Origin of the sequence: Kitasatospora sp. NPDC059327 (assembly GCF_042752535.1) — a bacterium.
GTDB lineage: Bacteria > Actinomycetota > Actinomycetes > Streptomycetales > Streptomycetaceae > Kitasatospora.
In genome coordinates, this window is record NZ_JBHYYB010000001.1 from 243594 (window position 1) to 267161 (window position 23568).

At 73.5% G+C, this 23568-nt stretch carries 22 protein-coding genes; 2 read left to right on the forward strand and 20 right to left on the reverse strand.

Going from position 1 to position 23568, the window contains the following annotated elements:
* Positions 1 to 124: 124 nt before the first annotated feature.
* The 4 genes from ACFXHB_RS00900 to leuA form a co-directional block, all read right to left on the reverse strand.
* Entirely contained in the window at positions 125 to 973 is an 849-nt protein-coding gene (locus ACFXHB_RS00900; protein ID WP_380571127.1) for an isoprenyl transferase, read from the reverse strand.
* Between the two features lie 4 nt (positions 974 to 977).
* Complete coding sequence (gene recO, locus ACFXHB_RS00905) at positions 978 to 1724, reverse strand: DNA repair protein RecO (RefSeq protein ID WP_380571128.1); 747 nt, start codon at positions 1722 to 1724, stop codon at positions 978 to 980.
* Positions 1725 to 2211: 487 nt separating this feature from the next.
* On the reverse strand, positions 2212 to 2781 hold the full coding sequence (locus ACFXHB_RS00910) for a TerB family tellurite resistance protein (RefSeq protein WP_380571129.1): 570 nt from the start codon (positions 2779 to 2781) through the stop codon (positions 2212 to 2214).
* Between the two features lie 373 nt (positions 2782 to 3154).
* The gene (gene leuA / locus ACFXHB_RS00915; RefSeq protein ID WP_380571130.1) at positions 3155 to 4951 is read right to left on the reverse strand and encodes a 2-isopropylmalate synthase; all 1797 of its coding nucleotides are present in this window, start codon (positions 4949 to 4951) and stop codon (positions 3155 to 3157) included.
* 332 nt (positions 4952 to 5283) lie between these two features.
* Here leuA and ACFXHB_RS00920 point away from each other — a divergent pair, with 332 nt between their 5' ends.
* Positions 5284 to 6303 carry a M4 family metallopeptidase gene (locus ACFXHB_RS00920; RefSeq protein ID WP_380571131.1) on the forward strand — a complete coding sequence of 340 codons (1020 nt, stop codon included), beginning with the start codon at positions 5284 to 5286 and terminating at the stop codon, positions 6301 to 6303.
* Positions 6304 to 6418: 115 nt separating this feature from the next.
* Entirely contained in the window at positions 6419 to 6685 is a 267-nt protein-coding gene (locus ACFXHB_RS00925) for a protealysin inhibitor emfourin (RefSeq protein WP_329487572.1), read from the forward strand.
* Here ACFXHB_RS00925 and ACFXHB_RS00930 read toward each other — a convergent pair.
* From ACFXHB_RS00930 to dnaJ, 16 genes are all read right to left on the reverse strand, one after another.
* A complete protein-coding gene (locus ACFXHB_RS00930) occupies positions 6641 to 7483 on the reverse strand; it encodes an alpha/beta fold hydrolase (protein WP_380571132.1) in 843 nt (280 codons plus the stop codon). The genes ACFXHB_RS00925 and ACFXHB_RS00930 overlap by 45 nt on opposite strands.
* A gap of 192 nt (positions 7484 to 7675) precedes the next feature.
* Positions 7676 to 8605 carry a GTPase Era gene (gene era, locus ACFXHB_RS00935; RefSeq protein WP_380571133.1) on the reverse strand — a complete coding sequence of 310 codons (930 nt, stop codon included), beginning with the start codon at positions 8603 to 8605 and terminating at the stop codon, positions 7676 to 7678.
* Positions 8606 to 8655: 50 nt separating this feature from the next.
* The gene (locus ACFXHB_RS00940; protein WP_329487576.1) at positions 8656 to 8817 is read right to left on the reverse strand and encodes a hypothetical protein; all 162 of its coding nucleotides are present in this window, start codon (positions 8815 to 8817) and stop codon (positions 8656 to 8658) included.
* A gap of 105 nt (positions 8818 to 8922) precedes the next feature.
* Positions 8923 to 9276, reverse strand: coding sequence for a cytidine deaminase (locus ACFXHB_RS00945; protein ID WP_380571134.1), 354 nt, complete (start codon positions 9274 to 9276; stop codon positions 8923 to 8925).
* Between the two features lie 82 nt (positions 9277 to 9358).
* Positions 9359 to 9898 (reverse strand): DUF4383 domain-containing protein, encoded by a 540-nt coding sequence (locus tag ACFXHB_RS00950; RefSeq protein WP_380571136.1) that lies wholly within the window; start codon positions 9896 to 9898, stop codon positions 9359 to 9361.
* 99 nt (positions 9899 to 9997) lie between these two features.
* Entirely contained in the window at positions 9998 to 10234 is a 237-nt protein-coding gene (locus ACFXHB_RS00955; RefSeq protein ID WP_380571138.1) for a hypothetical protein, read from the reverse strand.
* A gap of 32 nt (positions 10235 to 10266) precedes the next feature.
* Positions 10267 to 11592, reverse strand: coding sequence for a hemolysin family protein (locus ACFXHB_RS00960; RefSeq protein ID WP_380571140.1), 1326 nt, complete (start codon positions 11590 to 11592; stop codon positions 10267 to 10269).
* A gap of 19 nt (positions 11593 to 11611) precedes the next feature.
* Complete coding sequence (gene ybeY, locus ACFXHB_RS00965) at positions 11612 to 12106, reverse strand: rRNA maturation RNase YbeY (RefSeq protein ID WP_380571141.1); 495 nt, start codon at positions 12104 to 12106, stop codon at positions 11612 to 11614.
* Positions 12107 to 12120: 14 nt separating this feature from the next.
* A complete protein-coding gene (locus ACFXHB_RS00970) occupies positions 12121 to 13152 on the reverse strand; it encodes a PhoH family protein (protein ID WP_380571191.1) in 1032 nt (343 codons plus the stop codon).
* A 291-nt stretch (positions 13153 to 13443) separates the two neighbouring features.
* Positions 13444 to 14367 carry a ribonuclease Z gene (locus ACFXHB_RS00975; RefSeq protein WP_380571142.1) on the reverse strand — a complete coding sequence of 308 codons (924 nt, stop codon included), beginning with the start codon at positions 14365 to 14367 and terminating at the stop codon, positions 13444 to 13446.
* A gap of 5 nt (positions 14368 to 14372) precedes the next feature.
* Positions 14373 to 14726 (reverse strand): histidine triad nucleotide-binding protein, encoded by a 354-nt coding sequence (locus ACFXHB_RS00980; protein WP_380571143.1) that lies wholly within the window; start codon positions 14724 to 14726, stop codon positions 14373 to 14375.
* A 52-nt stretch (positions 14727 to 14778) separates the two neighbouring features.
* Positions 14779 to 15501, reverse strand: coding sequence for an RDD family protein (locus ACFXHB_RS00985; protein ID WP_380571144.1), 723 nt, complete (start codon positions 15499 to 15501; stop codon positions 14779 to 14781).
* A gap of 134 nt (positions 15502 to 15635) precedes the next feature.
* Positions 15636 to 17996 (reverse strand): PKD domain-containing protein, encoded by a 2361-nt coding sequence (locus ACFXHB_RS00990; RefSeq protein ID WP_380571145.1) that lies wholly within the window; start codon positions 17994 to 17996, stop codon positions 15636 to 15638.
* 152 nt (positions 17997 to 18148) lie between these two features.
* Complete coding sequence (locus ACFXHB_RS00995) at positions 18149 to 21397, reverse strand: PDZ domain-containing protein (protein ID WP_380571146.1); 3249 nt, start codon at positions 21395 to 21397, stop codon at positions 18149 to 18151.
* Between the two features lie 153 nt (positions 21398 to 21550).
* Positions 21551 to 22300, reverse strand: a complete 750-nt coding sequence (locus ACFXHB_RS01000; protein WP_380571147.1) for a 16S rRNA (uracil(1498)-N(3))-methyltransferase — start codon at positions 22298 to 22300, stop codon at positions 21551 to 21553.
* A gap of 88 nt (positions 22301 to 22388) precedes the next feature.
* Positions 22389 to 23528, reverse strand: a complete 1140-nt coding sequence (gene dnaJ / locus ACFXHB_RS01005; RefSeq protein WP_380571148.1) for a molecular chaperone DnaJ — start codon at positions 23526 to 23528, stop codon at positions 22389 to 22391.
* Between the last annotated feature and the right edge of the window lie 40 nt (positions 23529 to 23568).

The window sequence follows — 23568 nt, forward strand, 5'->3', positions numbered from 1 at the left end:
CCCCGACCGGCGTTGGTCCCGGGGGCTGGGAGATGTGTATAAGCGCCCACGATCCGGCACGGCCAGGACGGCCGGGCGCGACCCGCCGCTCGGCCGCCCACGCGAGCCGGCCGAGCGGCGCCGGTCAGCGCTGCGCGGGCACCTCCGCGGCGACCTCGCCGGGGGCGACCTCGTTGGGGATCGCCCCGCCGAAGCGGCGGTCGCGCCGGGCGTACTGCTCGCAGGCCCGCCACAGGTCCCGGCGGTCGAAGTCCGGCCAGAGCACGTCCTGGAACACGAACTCGGCGTACGCCGACTGCCAGAGCAGGAAGTTGGACGTCCGCTGCTCGCCGCTCGGGCGCAGGAAGAGGTCCACGTCCGGCATGTCCGGGTGGTAGAGATACTTGGCGATGGTCTTCTCGTTGACCTTCTTCGGGTCGAGCCGGCCCGCCGCGACATCGGCCGCGAGGGCCGCCGCGGCGTCCGCGATCTCCGCCCGGCCGCCGTAGTTGACGCACATGTAGAGCGTGACGGCGTCGTTCTCCCTGGTCTGCTCCTCGGCGACCTTCAGCTCCTGGACGACGCTCTTCCACAGCTTGGGCATCCGGCCGGCCCAGCGGACCCGCACGCCCATCGCGTCCATCTCGTCGCGGCGGCGGTGGATGACGTCCCGGTTGAAGTTCATCAGGAACTTCACCTCGTCGGGCGAGCGCTTCCAGTTCTCGGTGGAGAACGCGTACAGCGAGATGTTCTTCACACCGAGCTCGATCGCGCCCTTGAGCACGTCCAGCACCACGGTCTCGCCGACCTTGTGGCCCTCGGTGCGCGGCAGTCCGCGCTCCTTGGCCCAGCGCCCGTTCCCGTCCATCACGATCGCGACGTGGTTGGGGACCAGCTCGCCGGGGATCTTCGGGGGCTGTGCGCCACTGGGGTGCGGGGTCGGGGGGAGGTACTCCCTTTGCTTGCCACCGCCGAAGAGCCGTCGCGCTGCCATGTGCTCACTTCTCCACGTATCTCATCGAGCGGATGCCCCGCTCCAGGTGCCACTGCAGATAGGCCGCGACCAGGCCGCTGCCCTCCCGCCAGTACCTCGGCTCGCAGGTGTCGGCCGTCTGCCAGTCCCCTGACAGCAGCGCCCCGAGCAGTACCAGTGTCTCAGGGGAGGGTACGGCACAACCGGGGACTCGGCAGTCTCCGCAGAGCACACCGCCCGCCTGGAGCGAGAAGAACCGGTTCGGGCCGTCCAGGCCGCACTTGGCGCAGTCGGTGAAGCTCGCGCCGTAGCCGTTGACGGCCAGCGAGCGGAGCAGGAAGGCGTCCATCACCAGGTGCGACTCGTGCGACCCGGCCGCCAGCGTCCGCAGGCCGCCGACCAGCAGCAGGTACTGCTGGACGGCCGGTTCGCCCTCGTTCTCGGCGAACCGCTCCGCCGTCTCCAGCATGGCCGTCCCCGCCGTGTAGCGGCCGTAGTCGGTGACGATCGAGCCGCCGTACGGGGCGATCGTCTCCACCTGGGTGCAGAGCGGCAACCCGCGCCCCACCAGGTCACTCCCCCGGCTGAAGAACTGCACGTCCACGTGCGAGAACGGCTCCAGCCGGGCACCGAACTTGGACTTGGTCTTGCGCACCCCGCGGGCCACCGCGCGCACCTTGCCGTGCTGGCGGGTGAGCAGGGTGATGATCCGGTCGGCCTCGCCGAGCTTCTGCGCCCGGAGCACCACGCCGTCGTCCCGGAACAGGCTCATGCGGCGGCCTCGCGGCCGGCGTCGAACAGTGTGGACATCCCACCATTGTCCCCTATCGGCGGCCCGGGGCGGGCAGCCGTGTGGCCCGCACCGGGGCCGTGGGGGAGGCCCGATCGGTGCGGGTCACGGCGGGCCCCGGGTGGGGGCGTCTCCCGGTCGGGGGGCCGGGAGACGGGTCGGGCCCGTTCGTGGGGGTTCCGGGGGGCGGTGCCGAAGGCGTGCGGTGCCGCCCCGGGTCGTGCCGTCGAGGTGGTTCCCGGTCCCGGAGGCAGCCGGTCCGGGCGGCGCCGGGCCCCGCTGCTGTCGGGCCCCGGCGGGCGTCGGGCCCCGGCGGGCGTCGGGCCCCGGTGTCCGTCGGGCCCCGGCGGGCGTCGGGCCCCGGTGTCTGTCGGGCCCCGGTGTCGGGCCCGGCGGTGAAGGCCCGGCGACAGGAGGACGGTGACGGGGATCCGGCGCGCGTCCGGTGCCGGGGCCCCGGAGCCGAGCGCTAGTACGAAGCGCGGGTGGCCGCCTCCAGCAGCGCCCCGACCCTCGCCTGCGGCAGGTCCAGGCAACGCCCCACGGCGGCCAGCGCCTCCCGCTCCTGGGGCAGGTAGCGCCCGTCGGCCAGGGCGATCGCCGCGCCCTGGAGCAGCAGCCGCTCCCGGCCGTGGTGGGCCAGGTGCGGGGCGAGCGGTTCGAGCACCGCGTGCAGTTCCACCGCCAGGGCGCCGGCCTCCCCCAGCCCGTGACCGGAGGGCGACTCCAGGTCGTGGGCGTCGTGGAGTTCGCCGCCGAGCCCGGAGAGCGCGGCCAGCGCGGCCAGCACCTGGGCCTCGCCGCAGTCGTCGAAGCCGGCCTCCCGGACGGCCGCGCAGGCCGCCTCACGGGCCGCCCGGTGCGCCGTTCCGCCGGCCGCCAGCAACGCCAGGGCCACCGTGTACTGCGCGTCGCGCAGCATCCCGCCCAGGCGGACGCAGGTGGGCTGGTCGAGACTCTCCACCCCGTAGCGACCGTGGCAGGTGGTGCACTGCACACTGCGGACGACCGGGCCGAGCGGCAGTACCGCCGCTCCCACCAGCCGCAGCCACCGCCGGCCGTGCTGCCGGCGGTAGTTGCGGTCCCCGCCGCAGCCTGGACAGAAGAAGTCACCGAGAACGTCAGTCCGCCATCGCGGGCGAACACCCCACAACCCTGTCACGGCGCCACTCCCCAGACATGGCAGGCGGCCTGCTCAACAATGGGCAGGTCACGCGACCGGACCCCGAGGCCGTCCCACCGACCCGGATTTCCGGTGGGTCGATGTTGCCATGGTTACCGGCACGTGTCAGTACCTCGAACGGCTTCCGACCCGAAAAAATGTGGCGCAGGCCACAACGGCCCGGCCGGGGCCGCCCGTGACGACGGCGGGCCGCCCCGTGGGACGGCCCGCCGACTACCACTCGTACGAACTACCCGCGCTGCGCCCGGTTGACGGCGCTGATCATCGCCTTCAGCGAGGCCAGCACGGTGTTGCCGTCGATGCCCACGCCCCACAGCACCTTGCCGTCCACGGCGCACTCCACGTACGCGGCGGCCTGGGCGTCGCCGCCCTCGCTCAGCGCGTGCTCGGCGTAGTCCAGCACCCGGACGTCCACCCCGATCCGGGCCAGCGCGTCGGCGAAGGCGGATACCGGGCCGTTGCCGGTGCCGGCCAGCGTGACGGGCTCGCCCGCGACCAGGGCCTGCGCGGTCAGCGCGTCCCGGCCGTCCTCGGTGGTCAGGCTGCGCGAGCCGCTCAGCGAGATCCGGCCCCACGGGTTGTCGGCGGTCGGCAGGTACTCGTCCTGGAAGACCGCCCAGATCGCCGCCGGGGTGACCTCGCCGCCCTCGGCGTCGGTCTTCGCCTGGATGATCCGGGAGAACTCGATCTGCATCCGGCGCGGCAGGTCCAGCTTGTGGTCGTTCTTCAGGACGTACGCGACGCCGCCCTTGCCGGACTGGCTGTTGACCCGGATGACCGCCTCGTACGTGCGGCCGACGTCCTTCGGGTCGATCGGCAGGTACGGGACGCCCCAGGTGTGCTCCTCGACCGGCACACCGGCCGCCGCGGCGTCGGCCTCCAGGGTGTCGAAGCCCTTCTTGATCGCGTCCTGGTGCGAACCGGAGAAGGAGGTGTACACCAGGTCACCGGCGTACGGGTGGCGCGGGTGGACCTCCATCTGGTTGCAGTACTCGGCGGTGCGACGCACCTCGTCGATGTCGGAGAAGTCGATCTGCGGGTCGATCCCCTGCGAGAACAGGTTCATGCCCAGGGTCACCAGGTCGACGTTGCCGGTCCGCTCGCCCTGGCCGAACAGGCAGCCCTCGATGCGGTCGGCGCCGGCCATGTAGGCCAGCTCGGCGGAGGCGACGGCGGTGCCGCGGTCGTTGTGCGGGTGCACCGACAGACAGACGTACTCGCGGCGGGACAGGTTGCGCGACATCCACTCGAACTGGTCGGCCTGGACGTTCGGGGTGGCCCGCTCGATGGTGGCCGGCAGGTTCAGGATGATCTCGCGGCCCTCGCCCGGCTGCCAGACGTCCATCACCGCCTCGCAGACCTCCAGCGCGAAGTCCAGCTCGGTGTCGACGAAGATCTCCGGCGAGTACTGGTAGCCGAAGACGGTGTCGTCGCCCAGCAGCTTCTCCGCGTACTCCATCACCAGCCGGGTGCCGTCGGTGGCGATCGCCCTGGTGGCCGCCCGGTCGTTGCGGAACACCACCCGGCGGAACAGCGGCGCGGTCGCGTTGTACAGGTGGACGGTCGCCCGCGGCGCGCCGACCAGCGACTCGACGGTCTTCTCGATCAGCTCCTCGCGCGCCTGGGTCAGCACCGAGATGGTGACGTCCTCCGGAATCGCCCCCTCCTCGATCAGCGACCGTACGAAGGCGTGGTCGGTGGCGCCCGAGGAGGGGAAGCCGACCTCGATCTCCTTGTAGCCCATGCCGACCAGCAGGTCGAACATCTTGCGCTTGCGGGCCGGGGACATCGGGTCGATCAGCGCCTGGTTGCCGTCCCGCAGGTCGGTGGAGAGCCAGCGCGGCGCCTTGGTGATCACCTTCGACGGCCAGCCGCGGTCCGGCAGGTCGACGGTGCCGAACGGCAGGTAGCGGCCGTGCCGCATGCCCGCGCCCCGCTGGCGCACGGTCGCGGCGGTGATCGGCGTGGGGCGGTCGACGAACGCGCGACCGGCGGGGATGGACGCGGCGGAGTTCTGCTCGGTCATGGAGATGACTCTCGGCTTCCTGTGATGCGGGGCTTGTCGGGGTGAGATGGACACCCGACCGGCCGGCCTACTGCCGCGCACGACCCCTCGGTGGGCCGCGGAATTGCAACGCGCACAGCACAGTCCCCGCGGCGAGGGAGCCGGCCCTGGTGGACTACAGGCCCTCGACGCGGCAGCTAAGAAGAAGCAGCCAGTTGCGCATGATGTCGTCCAGCGTAACCGAGGACCGCGCGCCCCCGAAGTGAGCCGGGCGGACATTCCACCCCTTGAGACGGCGGACGATTCGGTCCGCGCCGGTGACAACAGGTCATGCATGCGTCACTCTTGGCCACATGACCGCCGAACCGCCGCTCTGCGCGATCGTTCCGCCGTACGTCCTGGACCGCCTCGCCGAGGACGGTCACGAGCCCGCCGCCCGCTCCCTCGCCCTGGACGCCGTGCACCGCACGGCCCGCCTCACCGCCGTCCCGGCGCAACCCGGCTCCACCCGTCTGGAGCGGGTGGTCTGCGACGCCGGACACACCCAGCGGCTCCCCGGCCGCACCGTCCGCCGGGAGGACCAGGGGCCCGTCCCCGACCAGTCCGTCAACCAGGCCTACGACGGCCTCGGCGCCACCTTCGCGCTGTTCGCGGACGCCTACGGCCGCCGCTCGATCGACGACCGGGGCCTGCGCCTGGACGCCACCGTGCACTACGGCCGGAGCTACGACAACGCCTTCTGGGACGGCCACCGCATGGTCTTCGGGGACGGCGACGGCGAGGTGTTCGGCGACTTCACCGCCTGCGTCGACGTGATCGGTCACGAACTCACCCACGGTGTCACCCAGTTCACCGCCGGCCTGGAGTACCAGGGCCAACCCGGCGCGCTCAACGAGTCCGTCTCCGACGTCTTCGGCTCGCTCGTCAAGCAGTACGCGCTGCGCCAGGACGCCGCCGACGCGGACTGGCTGATCGGCGCCGGGCTGCTCGCCCCGGGCGTGCAGGGGGTGGCGCTGCGCTCGATGAAGGCGCCCGGCACCGCGTACGACGACCCCCGGCTCGGCAAGGACCCGCAGCCGGCGCACCTGCGCGACTACGTCCACACCGCCCAGGACAACGGCGGCGTGCACATCAACTCCGGCATCCCGAACCACGCCTTCTACCTGCTCGCCACCGCGCTCGGCGGCCCGGCCTGGGAACGGGCCGGGCGGATCTGGTACGACGCGCTGACCGGCCGCCGGCTGCCCGCCGACGCCGACTTCACCGCCTTCGCCCGGGCCACCGTCGCCGCCGCCGGGGCCCGCTACCCGGAGCGGGCGGTGGCCGACAGCGTGACGGCGGCCTGGGCGAAGGTGGGCGTCAGCACGGCCTGAACGGCCCCGCCGCCGGACCGGCCCGACTTGAGCGGTCATAAGGTTTAAGAGCCCATAAGGTCGAGGTCCTGGAAAAGCCCGGCAAACGCCATCCCTGCGTAGCACCATGGACACCATGCGTATCCAGGTGACCCGGACCGGCGGCCTCGCGGGCAACGTCCGCCGCGCGGAGCTCGACACCACCGCGCGGACGGACGCCCCGCACGTGCACGCGCTCGCCCGCGAGGCCGTCGCGGGCGGGCTGCGGGCACCCTCCTACGGGGTCCCGGACGGCTTCCACTACGAGATCACCGTCGACGGCCGGACGGTCCACTGCGCCGACCCGAAGCTCACCGAGTCACAGCGGGAGCTGGTCTCGCTGGTGCTGCGCGAGGGCGCGTAGCCCGCCCGCGCTGCGCAGCGCGCCGCCTGGCGGGCGGGCCGCCCGGCTCAGATCCAGCCGTCCAGCGAGGCCAGGAAGCCCGCGAGGTCGTCGCGGTGGATGGTGTGCCCGGCGCCGGCCACCGTGCGCACCTCGTAGCCGGCGGCACGCAGCCGCTCCGCGTCCTCCGGACCGACCAGGGCGCTCCGGTCGGCGAGTTGGACGAGCGAGGGGACGGTCGGCGCGCCGGGCAGACCGGCCGCCTCGCGGTAGCCGGAGAGTGCGATCGCGCTGTCGCCGTCCCAGAGCGCGAGGGTGGCCAGCTCGACCTCCACGTCGGCCTCCTCCCAGCGCGGGCTGATCGCGGTGATCTGCTCCCGGGTGGCCCGCTTGAACCGGGTGAAGACAGCCCGGGTCGAAGGTGTTCGGCTGGGCGAACCTCCACGCCGGGTCGGAGTAGACGACCCGGGCGGGCTCCAGCCGCTCCACCGCGCCCAGCAGGGCCAGCCCGCCGAGCGAGTGGCCGATGGCGAGCTCGGCGCCGATCGGCAGGGTGTCGACCAGGTCCTGGGCGTACTGCCCCGGGCCGTAGCGCTCCAGCGGGGTGGCTCCCTCGCCGCGCGGGCTCGCGCCGTGGCCGCGCAGATCGACGGCGATCACCCGGTAGCCGCGCTCGGCCAGGGCCGGACCGACCCGGCGCCAGGTGCGGTGGTCGGACATGATCCCGTGCACCAACAGGGCGGTCCTGTCACCGGAGCCCCACTCGTGGGTATTCAGCTGCATCCCTCGGAAACCTCTCTGCTCGACCGTCCGGGCCATCGGCCGGCACCGGCGCGTCCGCGCGCCGGTCCGGTCGTGCCCGCCCCAGCGAACACCCCGGACGGGGCGGAGGGCCAGAGCACCGGCCGCGGCGGCGGCCCGGCGCACCGGCGGGACGCGCCCGGGACAGGCCCAGGGCCCGCCCGGACGCGGTCGTCCGGACGGGCCCTGGGCGGTGCGGGCGGTGCGGGCTCAGAAGCCCAGCTTGCGCAGCTGCTTCGGGTCGCGCTGCCAGTCCTTGGCCACCTTGACGTGCAGGTCCAGGTAGACCGGCGTGCCGAGGAGCGCCTCGATGTGCTTGCGGGCGGTGGTGCCGACGTGCTTCAGCCGGGCGCCCTTGGCCCCGATCACGATGGCCTTCTGGCTCTGCCGCTCGATGTAGACGTTGGCGTGGATGTCCAGCAGCGGGCGGTCCGCCGGGCGGTCCTCGCGCGGGATCATCTCCTCGACCACGACCGCCAGCGAGTGCGGCAGCTCGTCCCGGACGCCCTCCAGGGCCGCCTCCCGGATCAGCTCGGCGACCATGATCTGCTCGGGCTCGTCGGTGAGGTCGCCGTCCGGGTAGAGCGGCATGCCCTCCGGGAGCAGCTTGGTGATCAGCTCGGCGACCAGCTCGACCTGCTTGTCACCGACCGCCGAGACCGGGATGATCTCGGCCCACTCGATGCCCAGCTCGGCGCCGAGCTGGTGGACGGCGATCAGCTGCTCGGCCAGCCGCTTGGAGTCGACCAGGTCGGTCTTGGTGACGATGGCCACCTTGGGGGTCTTCTTGATGTCGGCGAGTTCCTTGGCGATGAACTTGTCGCCGGGGCCGAGCTTCTGGTCGGCGGGCAGGCAGAAGCCGATCACGTCGACCTCGGCCCAGGTGGAGCGGACCAGGTCGTTCAGACGCTCGCCGAGCAGGGTGCGCGGCTTGTGCAGCCCCGGGGTGTCGACCAGCACGAGCTGGGCGTCCGGACGGTGCACGATGCCGCGCACGGTGTGCCGGGTGGTCTGCGGACGGTCGGAGGTGATCGCGACCTTCGTCCCCACCAGGGCGTTGGTCAGGGTCGACTTGCCCGCGTTGGGCCGGCCGACGAAGCACGCGAAGCCGGAGCGGTACGAGGAGGAAGGGGCACTCATGCGCCCCATTCTCCCTGATCACCGGGAGCCCGGCGGACAGGCCGCCCCCGTCAGCCCTTTTTGCCGCCCAGGACGGCGGAGATCCCGCTGATCAGAACGATCAGGAGGAAGGCGACCGAGCCCCAGAGCCAGAACGGCGATCCGGTCTCCTGCCACTTGCCCATCCCCATGACGCCCAGCAGCAGGCCCGCGAAGAACGCGAACGGCCCCATGTCCCCAGCCCCCTCACCGCCATCTGTACCGGTGAGATTATCTGCGGATCCTGAGGGGCCGGGCGCCCGGGTTCCCCCGGGCGCCCCGAGCGGCCCCGACCGGCCTCAGCGGGCCTCGGCCACGACCTTCAGCGTCCCGTCCGGCCCGGCGAGCAGCACCGGCGTCCCGGCCCCGCCGAGGTCGCGCACCGCGGCCAGATCGGCCTCGGCGGGCTCCCCCGCCTCGCTCACCACGGCCGCCGCCTCCAGCGACTTCGCGCCGCTGGCCACCGCCATCGCCACCGCCGTCCGCAGCGCGCTGAGCCGCAGCGACTCCAGCGCGACCGTGCCGGCCACGTAGGTGCGCCCGGTCTCGTCGCGCACCGCGGCCCCCTCCGCGACGCCGTTGCGGGCACGCGCGGAGCGGGCCAGGGTGATGATCTTCTTGTCTTCGAGGTCGAGCTCGACGATGTCACTCATGGCGCCGAGCATAGGACGCCCCGCTCACCGGACGCCCGCGCCCTCCGCCGCACCGCGCCCGGCCCGGCCGCCGCGGCCGTCCTCAGTGGCCGATCGGGTTGGGCGGCCCCGGCCGCATGACCTTGACGAAGGTCTTCGGACCGTTCGGCAGCGGCTCCTCGTCCGCCGCCCGCTGGCGCCAGTACGGGTTGTCGTGCGGCAGGTGACTGCTGACCCTGCCGTACATCCCGAAGGTCGTCACGACCACCCCGAAGACGAACGCGAACAGCACGTTGGACATCCGGAAGTTGAGGATGTTGGCGTCCGGCCGGCCGAGCACCGTCAGGCCGTAGAAGCCGGAGAGCACGAAGAGGACGCCCACCACCATGTTGAGGTTGGCGGCGAAGTTCCCGCCGACCACCGCGCCGGCCACGAGGACCGCCCCCATCACGATGGAGAGGATGCTCAGCGCCCCGTTGGTCGACAGCCCGGCGATGTCACTGCCGCTGGTGGACAGGAAGCCCGGATGGTCCGCCAGGCCGAGGATCCCGAACACGATCAGGAACACCCCGCCGAGGCCCGCCCCGATCCGCCAGACCAGGATCAACCTGTGGTCGACGGGCAGTTCGTCTTGCAGCTTCATGGTGACCTCCACCATGGGACGTCGAACGGCCTTCCTTCACGCTACTCCGGTGCCGGAGCGGCGCACGGCCTGCTGAGGGGGCGGTACCCCCGCGTGTGCCTAGCTGTAGGGGTGGCTCCCCTCCATGTGCGGCACCTCGTGCATGTACAGCGAGCCGCACTGCTGGCAGCAGCGCAGCCCGGTGCCCCACTCCTCGTCCGGCCGGGTCTCGGCATCGGTGTCCATCGTCCGGCCGCACAGGGCCGTCGCCGGATCCGCGGTTCGGACGACGTGCCAGGACTTCGCCCCGGCCGACCGACCCTGCGGGCCGTACTCCGCACGCAGTAGATGAGTCATGACGCCATCGTCGCCCCGCGGGCGTCCGACCGCTACTCGCCGGGCTCCCGGGCGGCCCCGGCCGAGACCCGGACCGGGATGGCGACCATCGAGCCGATCCGGTTGCGGCGCCCGGCCGAGCTCTCGGCGGTCAGCCGGATCGCGGTGAGGTCGGTGGCCGCGTCCTCGGGCAGCGGGATCTCGCAGGACGAGCCCGGGATCGGTACCCGGCCGAGGTGCTTGGCGAGCAGGCCGCCGACGGTCTCGACGTCCTCGTCCTCCAGCTCGATGCCGAACAGCTCACCGAGGTCCTCGACAAGCAGCCGGGCGGTGATCCGGTACGAGCCGTCGCCGAGGTCCTCGACCGGCGCGATCTCCCGGTCGTACTCGTCGGTGATCTCGCCGACGATCTCCTCCAGGATGTCCTCGATGGTGACCAGACCGGCGGTGCCGCCGTACTCGTCGATCACGATCGCCACGTGCGAACGGCGCTGCTGCATCTCGCGCAGCAGATCACCGGCCGGCTTGGAGTCCGGGACGAAGACGGCCGGCCGCATCACCGCGCCGACCTCCTCCGACTCGGCCTCCCGGTTGATGTGGGTGCGCCGCACCAGGTCCTTGAGGTAGACGATGCCCACCACGTCGTCCTCGTTGTCGCCGACCACCGGGATGCGCGAGAAACCGGACCGCAGGGCCAGGGTGAGCGCCTGACGGACGGTCTTGTGCCGCTCGATCATCACCAGGTCGGTGCGCGGCACCATCACCTCGCGGACGATGGTGTCGCCCAGCTCGAAGACCGAGTGCACCATCCGGCGCTCCTCGTCCTCGATCAGGTCGTCCTTCTCCGCGAGGTCCACCAGGGCCCGCAGCTCCGCCTCGGAGGCGAACGGCCCCTCGCGGTAGCCCTTGCCCGGGGTCAGCGCGTTGCCGAGCAGGATCAGCAGCCGCGGCAGCGGGCCGAGCACGCCGGCCAGCGGCAGCAGCACGAAGGAGGCCGCGGTGGCGGTGGTCAGCGGGTGCTGGCGCCCGATCGTGCGCGGCGAGACGCCGACCGCCACGAAGGACACCAGCACCATCACGCCGAACGCCAGCAGCACGGCCTGCCAGGTGGAGTCCAGGCTGCGCACGCAGACCACGGTGACCAGGACGGCCGCCGCCATCTCGCTGGCCACCCGGATCAGGGTGGCCAGGTTGAGGTAGCGGATCGGGTCGGAGGCCAGGGTCAGCAGCCGGGCCGAGCCCCGCCGGCCGGCCCGGACGGCCTCCTCCGCGCGGAACCGGGAGACCCGGGAGATGCCCGCCTCGGCGCATGCCGCCAGCCAGCCGAGGACGACCAGCAGCACGGCACCGAGGATGAAGCTCGTACTCTCACCACTCACAGGGGTTCGGGCTCCGCGCTCAGTGGGTGGTGGGGGCCGGGGAGATCCCGCCCAGGCCGCGGCCGGCCCGCCAGCCGTCCAGAATGGCCTTCTGGAGGCCGAACATCTCCTCCTCCTCGTCCGGCTCCTCGTGGTCGTAGCCGAGCACGTGGAGCACCCCGTGGACGGTCAGCAGCTGCAGCTCCTCGTCCATCGAGTGCTTGGACGGGGCGTCCTTGCCCTGCTGCTGGGCCACCTCGGGGCAGAGCACGATGTCGCCGAGCAGCCCCTGCGGCAGCTCCTCGCCCTCCTTGCCGGGACGCAGCTCGTCCATCGGGAAGGACATCACGTCGGTCGGGCCGGGGAGGTCCATCCACTGGATGTGCAGCTCCTCCATCGCCGCACCGTCCACCAGGATCACGGACAGTTCTGACTGCGGGTGGATCCGCATCTTGTCCAGCGCGTAGCGGGCGACGTCGAGGATGGACTCCTCGTCGGCGTCCCAACCGGACTCATTGGCGATGTCGATCGACATGACGGGCTGGTTACTCAGCTTTCGGTGCGATGGGACTGTCGGGGTGCGCGTGGTTCGGTCGTCTTGCCGGGGCGCCGCTGGCCGGGCTTGCGGGCCGGCGCGGTGGTGTCCTCGCCCTCCTGCCGGGCGTCCCAGCGCTCGTAGGCCTCCACGATCCGGCCGACCAGCTTGTGGCGGACCACGTCGGTGCTGGTGAGGTTGGAGAAGTGGATGTCGGGCACGTCGGCCAGGATCTCCTGGACGACCTTGAGGCCGCTGCGGGTGCCGCCCGGGAGGTCGATCTGGCTGGTGTCGCCGGTGACGACCACCCGGGAGTTGAACCCGAGGCGGGTGAGGAACATCTTCATCTGCTCGGGCGAGGTGTTCTGGGCCTCGTCCAGGATGATGAAGGCGTCGTTGAGGGTCCGGCCGCGCATGTAGGCGAGCGGGGCGACCTCGATGGTGCCGGCCGCCATCAGACGCGGGATGGTGTCCGGGTCCATCATGTCGTGCAGCGCGTCGTAGAGCGGGCGCAGGTACGGGTCGATCTTCTCGAAGAGGGTGCCGGGCAGGAAGCCCAGCCGCTCCCCCGCCTCGACGGCCGGACGGGTCAGGATGATCCGGTTGACCTCCTTGGCCTGGAGGGCCTGGACGGCCTTGGCCATCGCGAGGTAGGTCTTGCCGGTACCGGCCGGGCCGAGGCCGAAGACGATGGTGTGCTTGTCGATCGCGTCGACGTAGCGCTGCTGGTTGAGGGTCTTGGGGCGGATGGTGCGGCCCCGGTTGGACAGGATGTTCGCGGTGAACACCTGGGACGGGGCCGGGCTGTCCGGGTCGTCGACGCCGCTCCGGAGCATGGCGATGGAACGCTCCACGGCGTCCTCCGTCAGGGGTTGGCCGGCGCGCAGCACCAGCATCATCTCGTTGAAGAGCTCCTGGACGAGGGCGACCTCGGCACGCTCCCCGGTGGCGGTCACCTCGTTGCCGCGGACGTGGATGTCGGCGGCGGGGAAGCCCCGCTCGATCACCCGCAGCAGCGAGTCCGCGGTGCCGAGCAGGGTGACCATCGGGTGCTTCTCGGGGATCACGATCCGGGCGCTGGTGCGGCCCTCGTCGGCCGGTTCGGGACGCGACTGGCCGTTCGTACGGGTCTGCGATGTGTCACTCATAGGTCGGCGCTGGGGCCTGCCTCATCCCATCCGTGGTCTCGTGGTGCCGCTCGGTCCTTCCGGGGCACCAGGGTACGCCGCGAGCGTGATCGCCGCGGCGGGCGGCCGGGCCGCACCCGACGATGCTGCGGCAGATCGCGGGGCGGCGCGAACGGTTTTCCGCGCGGCCCCGGGCGGGCCGCGCGGCGCTCACGGACGCCGTCGGGGCGGCACGGGCACCCGGGCGAGGTCCTCGGCCAGCACGACGGTGCCGTCGAAGTGCTTGCGGGCGTCGGCGAGGTGCTGGCCGAGGTCCGGGTAGCGCTGCGAGAAGTGGGTCAGCACGAGGGTGCCCGCGCCGGCCTCGGCGGCGACCTTGCCGGCCTGGCCGGCGGTGAGGTGGCCGTGCTCCTCGGCGAGCCGGGAGTCGGCGTCCGCGAAGGTGGACTCGATGACCAGCAGATCGGCGCCCTCGGCGAGTTCGTGGACGCCCTCGCAGAGCCGGGTGTCCATCACGAAGGCGAACCGCTGGCCACGCCGGTACTCGCTGACCTGGTCGAGGGTGACCAGCCCGCCGTCCGACTCGATCGCGCCCCGGTGCTGGAGCCGGCCGACGTCCGGTCCGCAGACGCCCAGCGCGGCCAGCCGCTCGGGCACCAGCCGGCGGCCGTCCGGCTCGGTGAGCCGGTAGCCGAAGGACTCGACGGGGTGCGAGAGCCGGACGGCGTCCAGCGCGAAGCGGGCCCCGGGCGCGGGCAGCGGGCCGGACTCCTCGATCGGACGGGGGCGCAGCACGGCCGTCTCGTGGTACGCGGTGGCGTGCCGCAGCCGTTCGAAGTAGACCTCCCCGGAGGCCGGGAAGTAGACGTCCACCGGGTGCGGGACGCGGTCCAGGTTGATCCGCTGGATCACCCCCGCGAGGCCGAGGCTGTGGTCGCCGTGGAAGTGGGTGACCGCGATCCGGGTGATCTGGGTGGCCGAGACCCCGGCGTGCAGCATCTGGCGCTGGGTGCCCTCGCCAGGGTCGAACAGCAGGCCCTCGCCGTCCCAGCGCAGCAGGTAGCCGTTGTGGTTGCGGTGCCGGGTCGGTACCTGGCTGGCCGTGCCGAGGACGACGAGTTCGCGCTGTGACACGTCGCTCAGACCATGCGCTCGTTCATCGGCATGCCGCCGAGCACGTGGACGTGGGCGTGGAAGACGGTCTGGCCCGCGCCCGCGCCGGTGTTGAAGATCAGCCGGTAGTCGTCGAGACCCTCGTCCCTGGCGACCTCGCCGGCCTCGGCGAGCAGCTCGCCGGCGATCCGCGGCTCGGCGGCGGCCAGCGCGGCCGCGTTCGGGTAGTGCGCGTGCGGGATCACCAGGACGTGGGTCGGCGCCTTCGGGGCGATGTCCCGGAAGGCGAGCACGTGCTCGGTCTTGCGCACCACGGTGGCCGGGATCTCGCCCGCCACGATCTTGCAGAACAGGCAGTCGGACTGCGGCTCGCCGGCCATCGGGGTCTCCTCGCGGTGTCGCACGGTGTCGGTCGGGGCGTACCGCCGCATGCTAGCCGAGCCGCCCGGTCGCCTGCTGGTACTCGCGCAGGTGCTTCCACCGGACCACGCGGACCCCGACGGCCGTCCCCTCCGACTCCGGATCCTCCGTCAGCAGGCCGACCACCACGATGACGTAGCCGAGCAGCCAGCGCTTGGTGAGCCGCCAGGTGTGCGGGCGGCCGCCGTCCTCGCGGCGGATCACCCGGGCGGCCAGGACGCCCTTGCCCAGGCTGAAGCCGGTGAGGCGGGCGAGCAGCACCTGGTTGGCGAAGGAGACGCCGAAGAGGACGCCGACCAGGGTGGCGACGTACACGCCCGCCGGGCCGGCCGGGCCGCTCGCCGCCTTGGCGGCGGCGAAGCCGGCGGCGAGGGCCGCCACGCCGTCGAGGGTGGCGGCGAGGAACCGCCGGACGCTGCCGGCCTCCGCCGGGCGCGGCACCCGGGGGGCGTAGGGCTGCTGCGGGGCGTAGAGCTGCTGGGCGTAGGCCTGCTGGGGGGCGTAGGCCTGCGGGGCGTACGGCTGCGGGGGATGACCCTGTGGCGGGTACGGGCCGGGGGCCTGCGGGGAGGGCTGCGGCGGCACGTACGGGCCGTAGGGCCGCCGCCCGTACGGCTGCTGCCCGGCGTACGGCTGCGGCGGGTGGTCCTGCCGCGGATACGGCTGCCCGGCGGGCTGGTGGCCCTGCGCCATGTCGATTCCCCCGTGGATCTTGATCGAGAACAGGCCACGCATCCTAGGACACGCCGCGCCACACCACTCCGGCGACGACGACGACGCGGTGCCCCCGTGGTCCGGGGACACCGCGTCGTGGAGTACCTCAGGGGTACCGGTTCAGGGGTACCCGCTCAGGAGCACCCCGGGGCGCCTCAGGGGAAGACGATGTCCGACTGCCCCACGTACGCCCGGCTCAGCAGGAACTTGGCCTCGGACGGCCGGTAGACGCCGAACGCGGTGCGGCCCACGCCGCTCCAGTCGCCGACGATCGGCAGATCGCCCGCCGCGCCGTAGGAGGCCGTGGAGACCGAGCCGTCGTCGTGGCGCAGGGCGAAGAGGTTGGCACCGCCGGCACCGGCCGAGGCCCGGAAGACGCCCATCTGGGTGTGCCCGACGCCGTCCCAGTCCCCCACCACGGGCAGGTCGCCGGGGGCGCCGAAGTACGCGGCGGTGTAGCTGCCGTCGTCGTGCCGCACCACGAACTGCCCGGTGCTCGGGCGGTAGACCGCCAGCTGGGCGTGCCCGTTGTGGTCCCAGTTGCCGGGGACGGGGACGTCACCCGGCTGGCCCATCGCGACCGCCGTCGCGGTCCCGTCCACGTGCCGCAGCGCGAAGGTGCTCGAAGCGGGGCGGTAGATGCCGGGCTGGTCGTACCCGACTCGCTCCCAGTCGCCCGCGACCGGGATGTCACCGGCCTGGCCGAAGCGGAAGCTGTTCGTCTGGGCGCCCACGGTGTTGGTGTTGAGGAGGTTCCACAGGCCTTCGTTGAAGTACCCCACCGCCGCGCCCTGCTGCCCCGCGCCCCAGCGGCCGGCGATCGGGGTGGCCACCGAGAACGCCTGCGCCGTCGACGCCGAGCGGCCGTGGTCGTCGGTCACCGTCACCGTGACGGTGTACGTCCCGGGCTTGGCGAAGAAGTGCCGGACGGAGGGGACGGAGGGAGCCACGACGGACGGCGCGGTGCCGTCGCCGAAGTCGTAGCGGTACGAGGCCACCGGCCAGGGGCTGGTGGCCCCGGGAGCGGAGGCCGTCACCTCCAGGCCGGAGCCGCCGGAGCGCGGCCAGAGCTGGAGCTTGGGCTGGATCGGCCCGACCTTGGCCTCGACGTAGGAGATCGCGGTCCTGGTCGCGCCCAGGGCGTCGGTCGCCGTCAGGGTGGCCCGGTAGCTGCCCTCGGCGTAGTCGTGCCGCACCGGGAAGGTGACCGGGCCGATCGGGGCGCTGCCGTCGCCGAAGTCCAGGCTGGTGGTCGCGGCGGCCCAGGTCGAGTCGACCCGCCCGTCGAACACGAAGGTCAGCGGCTGCCCGGCCGGCTGCTGGGTCTGCCACAGCGACGCGGCGAGCGGGTCCCGCTCCTCGTGGGCGCCGCGGTCGTGGTAGCCGACACCCGTACCGGTGTTGGCCACCAGCGGGTTGTCGACCCGCGGCTGGTCGAGGAAGTCGGTGGCGAGCGCGCCGGGGGCGTTGGCGTCGGCCGAGTCGACGGCCGGCGAGTTCGGCTTGCGCAGGTCCTCCCGGGAGGCCGAGAGGTCGTGCGCGCCCTGCCCGGTGCCCTGCCGGAACTGCGCGACCGTGGCGTAGGCCTGGCCCGCCCAGTTGTACGGCGCGGACGTCCCGGTGGTGACCAGGTTGTAGTCCGCCGTCGTCCCGGCGGTCGACGCCGCGGACACCACCAGGTCGCCCGGGGCGGTGGAGGCGCAGTGGCCCCATGCCGGGGAGCCGTGCTCGTCCTGGTCCAGCACGTTGTTGCGCAGGGCACTGCCGGTCGAGGCCCCGGCCAGCTCGATCATCGGCCCGCACACGCCCACCGCGGTGTTGCCGGTGACGACGGAGCCGGGCGCGTCGGTGAGCGAGACGGCCGGGCCGGCGTTGCCGTCGATGTCATTGCCCGTCAGGACGGTGCGGACCGCACCGGCGTCGACCCGGACGCCGCCGGCGTGCGAGCTGGACACCTCGCTGCGGCTCAGGGTGACATCGCTGCTCGTGCCGGTGATCCGGACGCCCGGGTAGCCGGCGCCCTCGCCGCCCGAACTGAAGATGACCAGCCGGTCGAGGGTGACCCGCTGGGAGTCGGTCACCAGGGCCCCCTCCTGCCAGGACTGCCCGAACAGGTTGCCGAGCACCACGTCGTGGACCCCGGTCAGGGACACCAGGTGCGGCAGGGTGCCGTACGGGCTGAGGGTCGTCACGTCCTCGTCGCCCGGCACGTAGGGCTTGCCGAGGATCGTGATCGGCGCGGAGGGGGTGCCCGAGCGGGTCAGCTGGATGCCCTCCTGGTAGCTGCCTCCGGCGATGTGGACGGTCTGCCCCGGCAGTACGACGGCGGTCGCGGCCGCGATGGTGCAGTAGGGCGTGGCCTTGCTCCCCGCGCCGGCGGCGGTGTTCGAGCAGGTGGCGGCGCTCTTGTCGACGTACAGGTCGGTGACGTCGGCGCGGGCGGTGCCGACCGCCGCGCCGGCCCCGAGGACCGAGAGACCGACAAGGGCGGCGACGGGTATGCGTGCTCTGCGCACGGTGGTTCCCCCTGGATGACTGCTGAGATGGCCGAAATCGGCGGACCATACCTTCCAGCGATCATGAAGGGCTGTCAACTCCGTTCCTCCGCCGCCGCGGCCGGGCCGGCCCCGGGAAGACGCTGGTCCCGGGGCCGGCACGGCCGTCGCGGCTACACCGGCGGCAGCTCCGGCGGGGTCTTGGCCGGGGTCTCGGCCAGCGTGGCCAGGGCGATCCGGACACCCTCGGCGAGCTGCGGGTCCTCCCCGGCGGCCCACTGGTGGGGCGCGATCGGCACCTCGACGTCCGGGTCGACACCGTGGTTCTCCACGCCCCAGCCGTACCCCTCCAGCCAGAACGCGTACTTGGGCTGGGTCACCAGGGTGCCGTCCACCAGGCTGTACCTGCTGTCGATGCCGATCACCCCGCCCCACGTCCGGGTGCCGACCACCGGGCCGAGCTTCAGCGCCTGGATGGCGGCGTTGACGATGTCGCCGTCCGAGCCGGAGAACTCGTCGGCCAGCGCCACGATCGGGCCGCGCGGCGCGTCGCCGGGGTAGGGCACCGGGTTGGCGAGGTCGCGGCCGACGTTCCAGCCGATGATCCGCCGGGCCAGCTTCTCGATCACCAGCTGCGAGGTGTGCCCGCCGCGGTTCTCCCGGATGTCGACGATCACGCCCTCCCGGGCCATCTCCGACCGCAGGTCGCGGTGGATCTGGGCCCAGCCGGAGCTCTGCATGTCGGGGATGTGCAGGTAGCCGAGCCGCCCGCCGGACAGCTCGCGGACGGCGGCCCGCCGGCCGGCCACCCAGTCGTGGTAGCGCAGCGGCTCGTCGTCCGCGAGCGGGACGACCACCGGGTGGCGCCGGTCGGTGCCGTCCTTGCCGGCCACCGTCAGCTCGACCGGCTGCCCGGCGGTGCCGGCCAGCAGCGGGGCCGGGCCGGCCACCGGGTCCACCGGGCGGCCGTTGACGGCCAGGACCGCGTCGCCCGGCCGGACGGCGGCGCCCGGCGCGGCCAGCGGCGAGCGGGCCCGCGGGTCGGAGGACTCGCCGGGCAGGATCCGGGCGATCCGCCAGACCTCGCCGTCCTTCACCAGGTCGGCGCCGAGCTTGCCCTGTCGGCGGGCGGCCTCGACGTGCGTGCCGTAGGGCGCCACGTAGGCGTGCGAGGTGCCCAGCTCTCCGTGCACCTCCCAGAGCAGGTCGACCAGGTCGTCGTGCGAGCCGAGCCGCTCCACCAGCGGCCGGTAGCGGTCCAGGACGGCGGCCCAGGGCAGGCCACCGAGGTCGGCCCGCCAGAAGTTGTCGCGCATCAGGCGGCCGTTCTCGTCGTACATCTGGCGCCACTCGGCCGCCGGGTCGACGGTCACCCGGAGCCGGTCGAGGTCGACGCCGGTCTCGTCGTCCTCACCGGCCGCCTTGTGGTCGGCCGGGACGATCCGCAGCTCGCCCTCGTCCAGCACGGCGACCCGGGTGCCGTCGCCGCTGACCTCGAACGCGTCCAGACCGTCGACCAGTTGCTCGGCCCGGCGCTTGCGCAGGTCGAACCGCTCCAGCGTGGGGCGGGCCTGGTCGGCCTCCAACGAGGCCGCGTCGTCGCCCAGTTCGCCCGTCAGCGGGATCCTGGTCCACAGCACGCCGTCCTTGGCGGCCGCCAGTTCGCCGAACCGGCCGCCCTCGACCGGGAACGGGACGATGCGGTCGGCGATCCCGTCCAGGTCGACCCGGGTGGCGGGCAGGGCGTCGGCCGCCCCCTCCTCGCCGTCCGCCTTCTTGCCCTTGGGCTCGTCCTCCTCGCCGCCGACCGGCCGGCCGGAGCGCCGCGGCCCGAACGGGGAGGGCGTGTCGGCGGCCAGGGTGACCAGGTAGGGGCGGCAGCCGTTGGGGAACGACAGGTCGAAGACGTGCGAGTCGTAGACCGGGTCGAAGTTGCGCACCGACAGGAAGGCCAGGTGGCGGCCGTCGGAGGTGAAGGCCGGCGAGGTGTCGATGAAGCGCGCCGGGGTGACCTCGCCGACCGTGCGGGTGGCCAGGTTGGCCAGCACGATCTGGCGCAGCGACCAGGCCCCGAAGCCGGGGCACGGCCGCGACCAGGCCAGCCAGGCGGAGTCGGGGCTGAACGCCAGCCCGCTGACCTCGCCGTCGGTGCTGCGGGCCAGCTCGTGCACCGTGCCGTCGGCGAGCGTGACCAGGAGCACCCGGCCGTCGTGCGCGCCGACCGCCGCCTGCTTGCCGTCCGGGGAGACCGCCAGCGCGCGGACCCGGCCCAGCTGCCCGGCGGCCAGCCGGCGCCGCTCGTCGCCCGGCACGGCGGGGGCGTACTCGATCGCATCGTCGCCCTCGGCGTCGGTCACCCAGAGCACGCCCTGCGCGCCGTCCTCGCCGGGTACCACCCGGGCCCGCCGGGCACGCACGCCCGGTGTCTCGTCCAGCACCCGGGCCGGTCCCTCCCGGTGCGGCAGCCAGTGCACGCTGCCGCGCACCACGACGGCGCCGGCCCGGCCGGTGCGGTCGGGGACGGCGGTCTCCAGCCAGTGCGCGGCCGGCACCGGGCGGGGCCGGCGGCCGGAACGGGGGCCGGAGGGCCGGACGTCCAGCCGGCGCGGCTCGGCGCCGTCGAGGTCGTCCAGCAGCCAGAGCTCGCCCGCGCGGTGCCAGATCACCCGGGTGCCGTCGGTGGTGGCGCCGCGGGCGTAGAAGCCCTCCTCCGACGTGGTGTGACGGCGCAGGCCGCTGCCGTCGGGGAGGCTGGAGTAGAGTTCGCCGACGCCCTCGTGGTCGGCGAGGAAGGCGATCCGGGAACCGCCGGGCGCGCCGACCCAGAGCGGCGACTCGATGTGCCCGTCCAGGTCCGCGTGGACGCGGGTGAACTCCTCCTCGCCGATCCAGAGCTTGCCGACCCGGCCGCCCCGGTAGCGCTTCCACCGGGCGGGCTCGGCACCGGCCGCCGAGAGCAGCAGCACCCGGTCGCCGCCCGGCTCCCGGGCCAGCCCGCCGATCGGCCCGTACGGCAGCAGCGCCGGCTCGCCGCCGTCCAGCGGCACCGCGTGCGCCCAGGTGCGGCGCAGGGTGGCCTGCCCGGCGGAGGTGGTGGCGACCGGACGGCCGTCGGCCGTCCAGCCCTGCAACTGCGTCTGCTCACTGCCCCAGTACGTCAGCCGGCGGGACGGTCCGCCGTCCACCGGCGCGACGTGCACCTCGGGTGCGCCGTCCCGGGTCGAGACGAAGGCGATGTACCGCCCGTCCGGCGAGAAGCGCGGCCGGCGGACCGGGACGTGATCGGCCGTCAGCCGCCAGGACCGGCCGCCGTCCAGCGGGGCGAGCCAGACATCGTTCTCCGCGACGAAGGTGATCAGGTCACCGCGCAGGTGCGGGTGGCGCAGGTACGCGCCGGCAGGGGTGCTCGGGGATTCGCTCACAGCGGCACCCTACGCACCGGCCGGGGCGGCGCGCCCCGGTTTCCCGCAGCGCGCCCCCTACGAGGGACGAACGGGCACCCGGCCCCGTCGGTGCGGCCGGCGCCCGGCCCCGCCCACCGGCCGGGCGACGTCCCGTCGGGGACGAACGGGCCCTCAGCCCCAGCGGCCGGTACGGCCCAGCAGCAGGGCCCCGGCGGCCACCCCGGCGGTCGAGGTGCGCAGCACCGAGGACCCGAGCCGGTACGGCCGGGCGCCGGCCTCGGCGAAGGCGGCCAGCTCCTCCGGGGAGACCCCGCCCTCGGGGCCGACCACCAGCACGATGTCCCCGCCGCCGGGCAGCGCGGCGCCGGCCAGCGGCTCGGCGCCCTCCTCGTGCAGCACCGCGGCGAGCGCGGCACCGGCCAGGACGGGCGCCAGCTGCCGGGTGGTCGCGAGTTCGCGGACCTCGGGGAAGCGCAGCCGGCGGGACTGCTTGCCCGCCTCGCGGGCGGTGGCCCGCCACTTGGCGAGCGCCTTGGCGCCGCGCTCGCCCTTCCACTGGGTGATGCAGCGGGAGGCGGCCCACGGGATCACCACGTCCACGCCGACCTCGGTCATGGTCTCCACCGCCAGCTCGCCGCGGTCGCCCTTGGGCAGCGCCTGCACGACGACGATCCGCGGCGCCGGCCCGGCCTCCCGGCGGACCGCGGTCACCGTCACCTCGACGGCGTCCTTGCCGTGGACGGCCGTGACCGTGCCGTCGACCCCGAGGCCGAGCCCGTCGGCCAGGGTCACCGCCTCGCCCGGCTCCAGCCGCTTCACGGCGGCGGCGTGCCGCCCCTCCGGGCCGTCCAGCCGGACCACCGCGCCGGGGGCGGCGGAGGCGAGCTGCGCGGTCTCGACGACGAACACGGGCGCGGTCATGGCGGTTCCTGGGAGTCGGGGGGTACGGGCGGGGGAACGACGGCGCCCGGTGACCCGCCGGGGGCGGGATCACCGGGCGCCGGTGCGGTCAGCGGCCGTTGAAGGCGTCCTTCAGCCGGGAGAACAGCCCCTGCTGGCCGGGCGCGAACTGGCCGGAGGGCCGCTCCTCGCCGCGCAGCACCGCGAGACGGCGCAGCAGCTCCTCCTGCTCGGGTTCGAGCTTGGTGGGCGTCTGCACCTCGACATGCACTATCAGGTCGCCACGGCCGCCGCCGCGCAGATGGGTGATGCCGCGGCCGTGCAGCGGGATCGACTGGCCGGACTGGGTGCCGGGCCGGATGTCGACCTCCTCCAGTCCGTCCAGGGTCTGCAGCGGCACCTGGGTGCCGAGCGAGGCGGCCGTCATCGGGATGGTGACCGTGCAGTGCAGGTCGTCGCCGCGGCGCTGGAAGGTCGGGTGGGTGCTCTCGCCGATCTCGACGTAGAGGTCACCGGCGGGGCCGCCGCCGGGGCCGACCTCGCCCTCGCCGGCCAGCTGGATCCGGGTGCCGTTGTCGACACCGGCCGGGATCTTGACGGTCAGGGTGCGGCGGGCCCGCACACGGCCGTCGCCGGCGCACTCCGGGCACGGGGTCGGCACGACGGTGCCGAAGCCCTGGCACTGCGGGCAGGGCCGGGAGGTCATGACCTGGCCCAGGAAGGACCGGGTGACCTGGGAGACCTCGCCCTTGCCGCGACACATGTCACAGGTCTGCGCGGAGGTGCCGGGGGCCGCCCCCTCGCCGCTGCACGTGGTGCAGGTGACGGCGGTGTCGACCTGGAGTTCCTTGGTGGTGCCGAACGCGGCCTCCTCCAGGGTGATCTCCAGCCGGATCATGGCGTCCTGGCCGCGCCGGGTGCGCGAGCGCGGGCCGCGCTGGCCGGCGGCCGCGCCGAAGAACGCGTCCATGATGTCGGAGAAGCCGAACCCGGCCGCGCCCGCGCCGAAGCCGCCCGCGCCGCCGCCGTTGGGCGAGAGGGGATCGCCGCCGAGGTCGTAGACCTGCCGCTTCTGCGGGTCGGAGAGGACCTCGTAGGCGGCGTTGATCTCCTTGAACCGCTCCTGCGTCTTCGGGTCCGGGTTGACGTCCGGGTGCAGTTCGCGTGCCAGGCGCCGGAACGCCTTCTTGATCTCGTCCTGCCCCGCATCCCGTCGGACGCCGAGTACCGCGTAGTAGTCCGTGGCCACCAAATGCTCCGCTTGTTCCGCCTGTAGAAGTGCTTGCGAC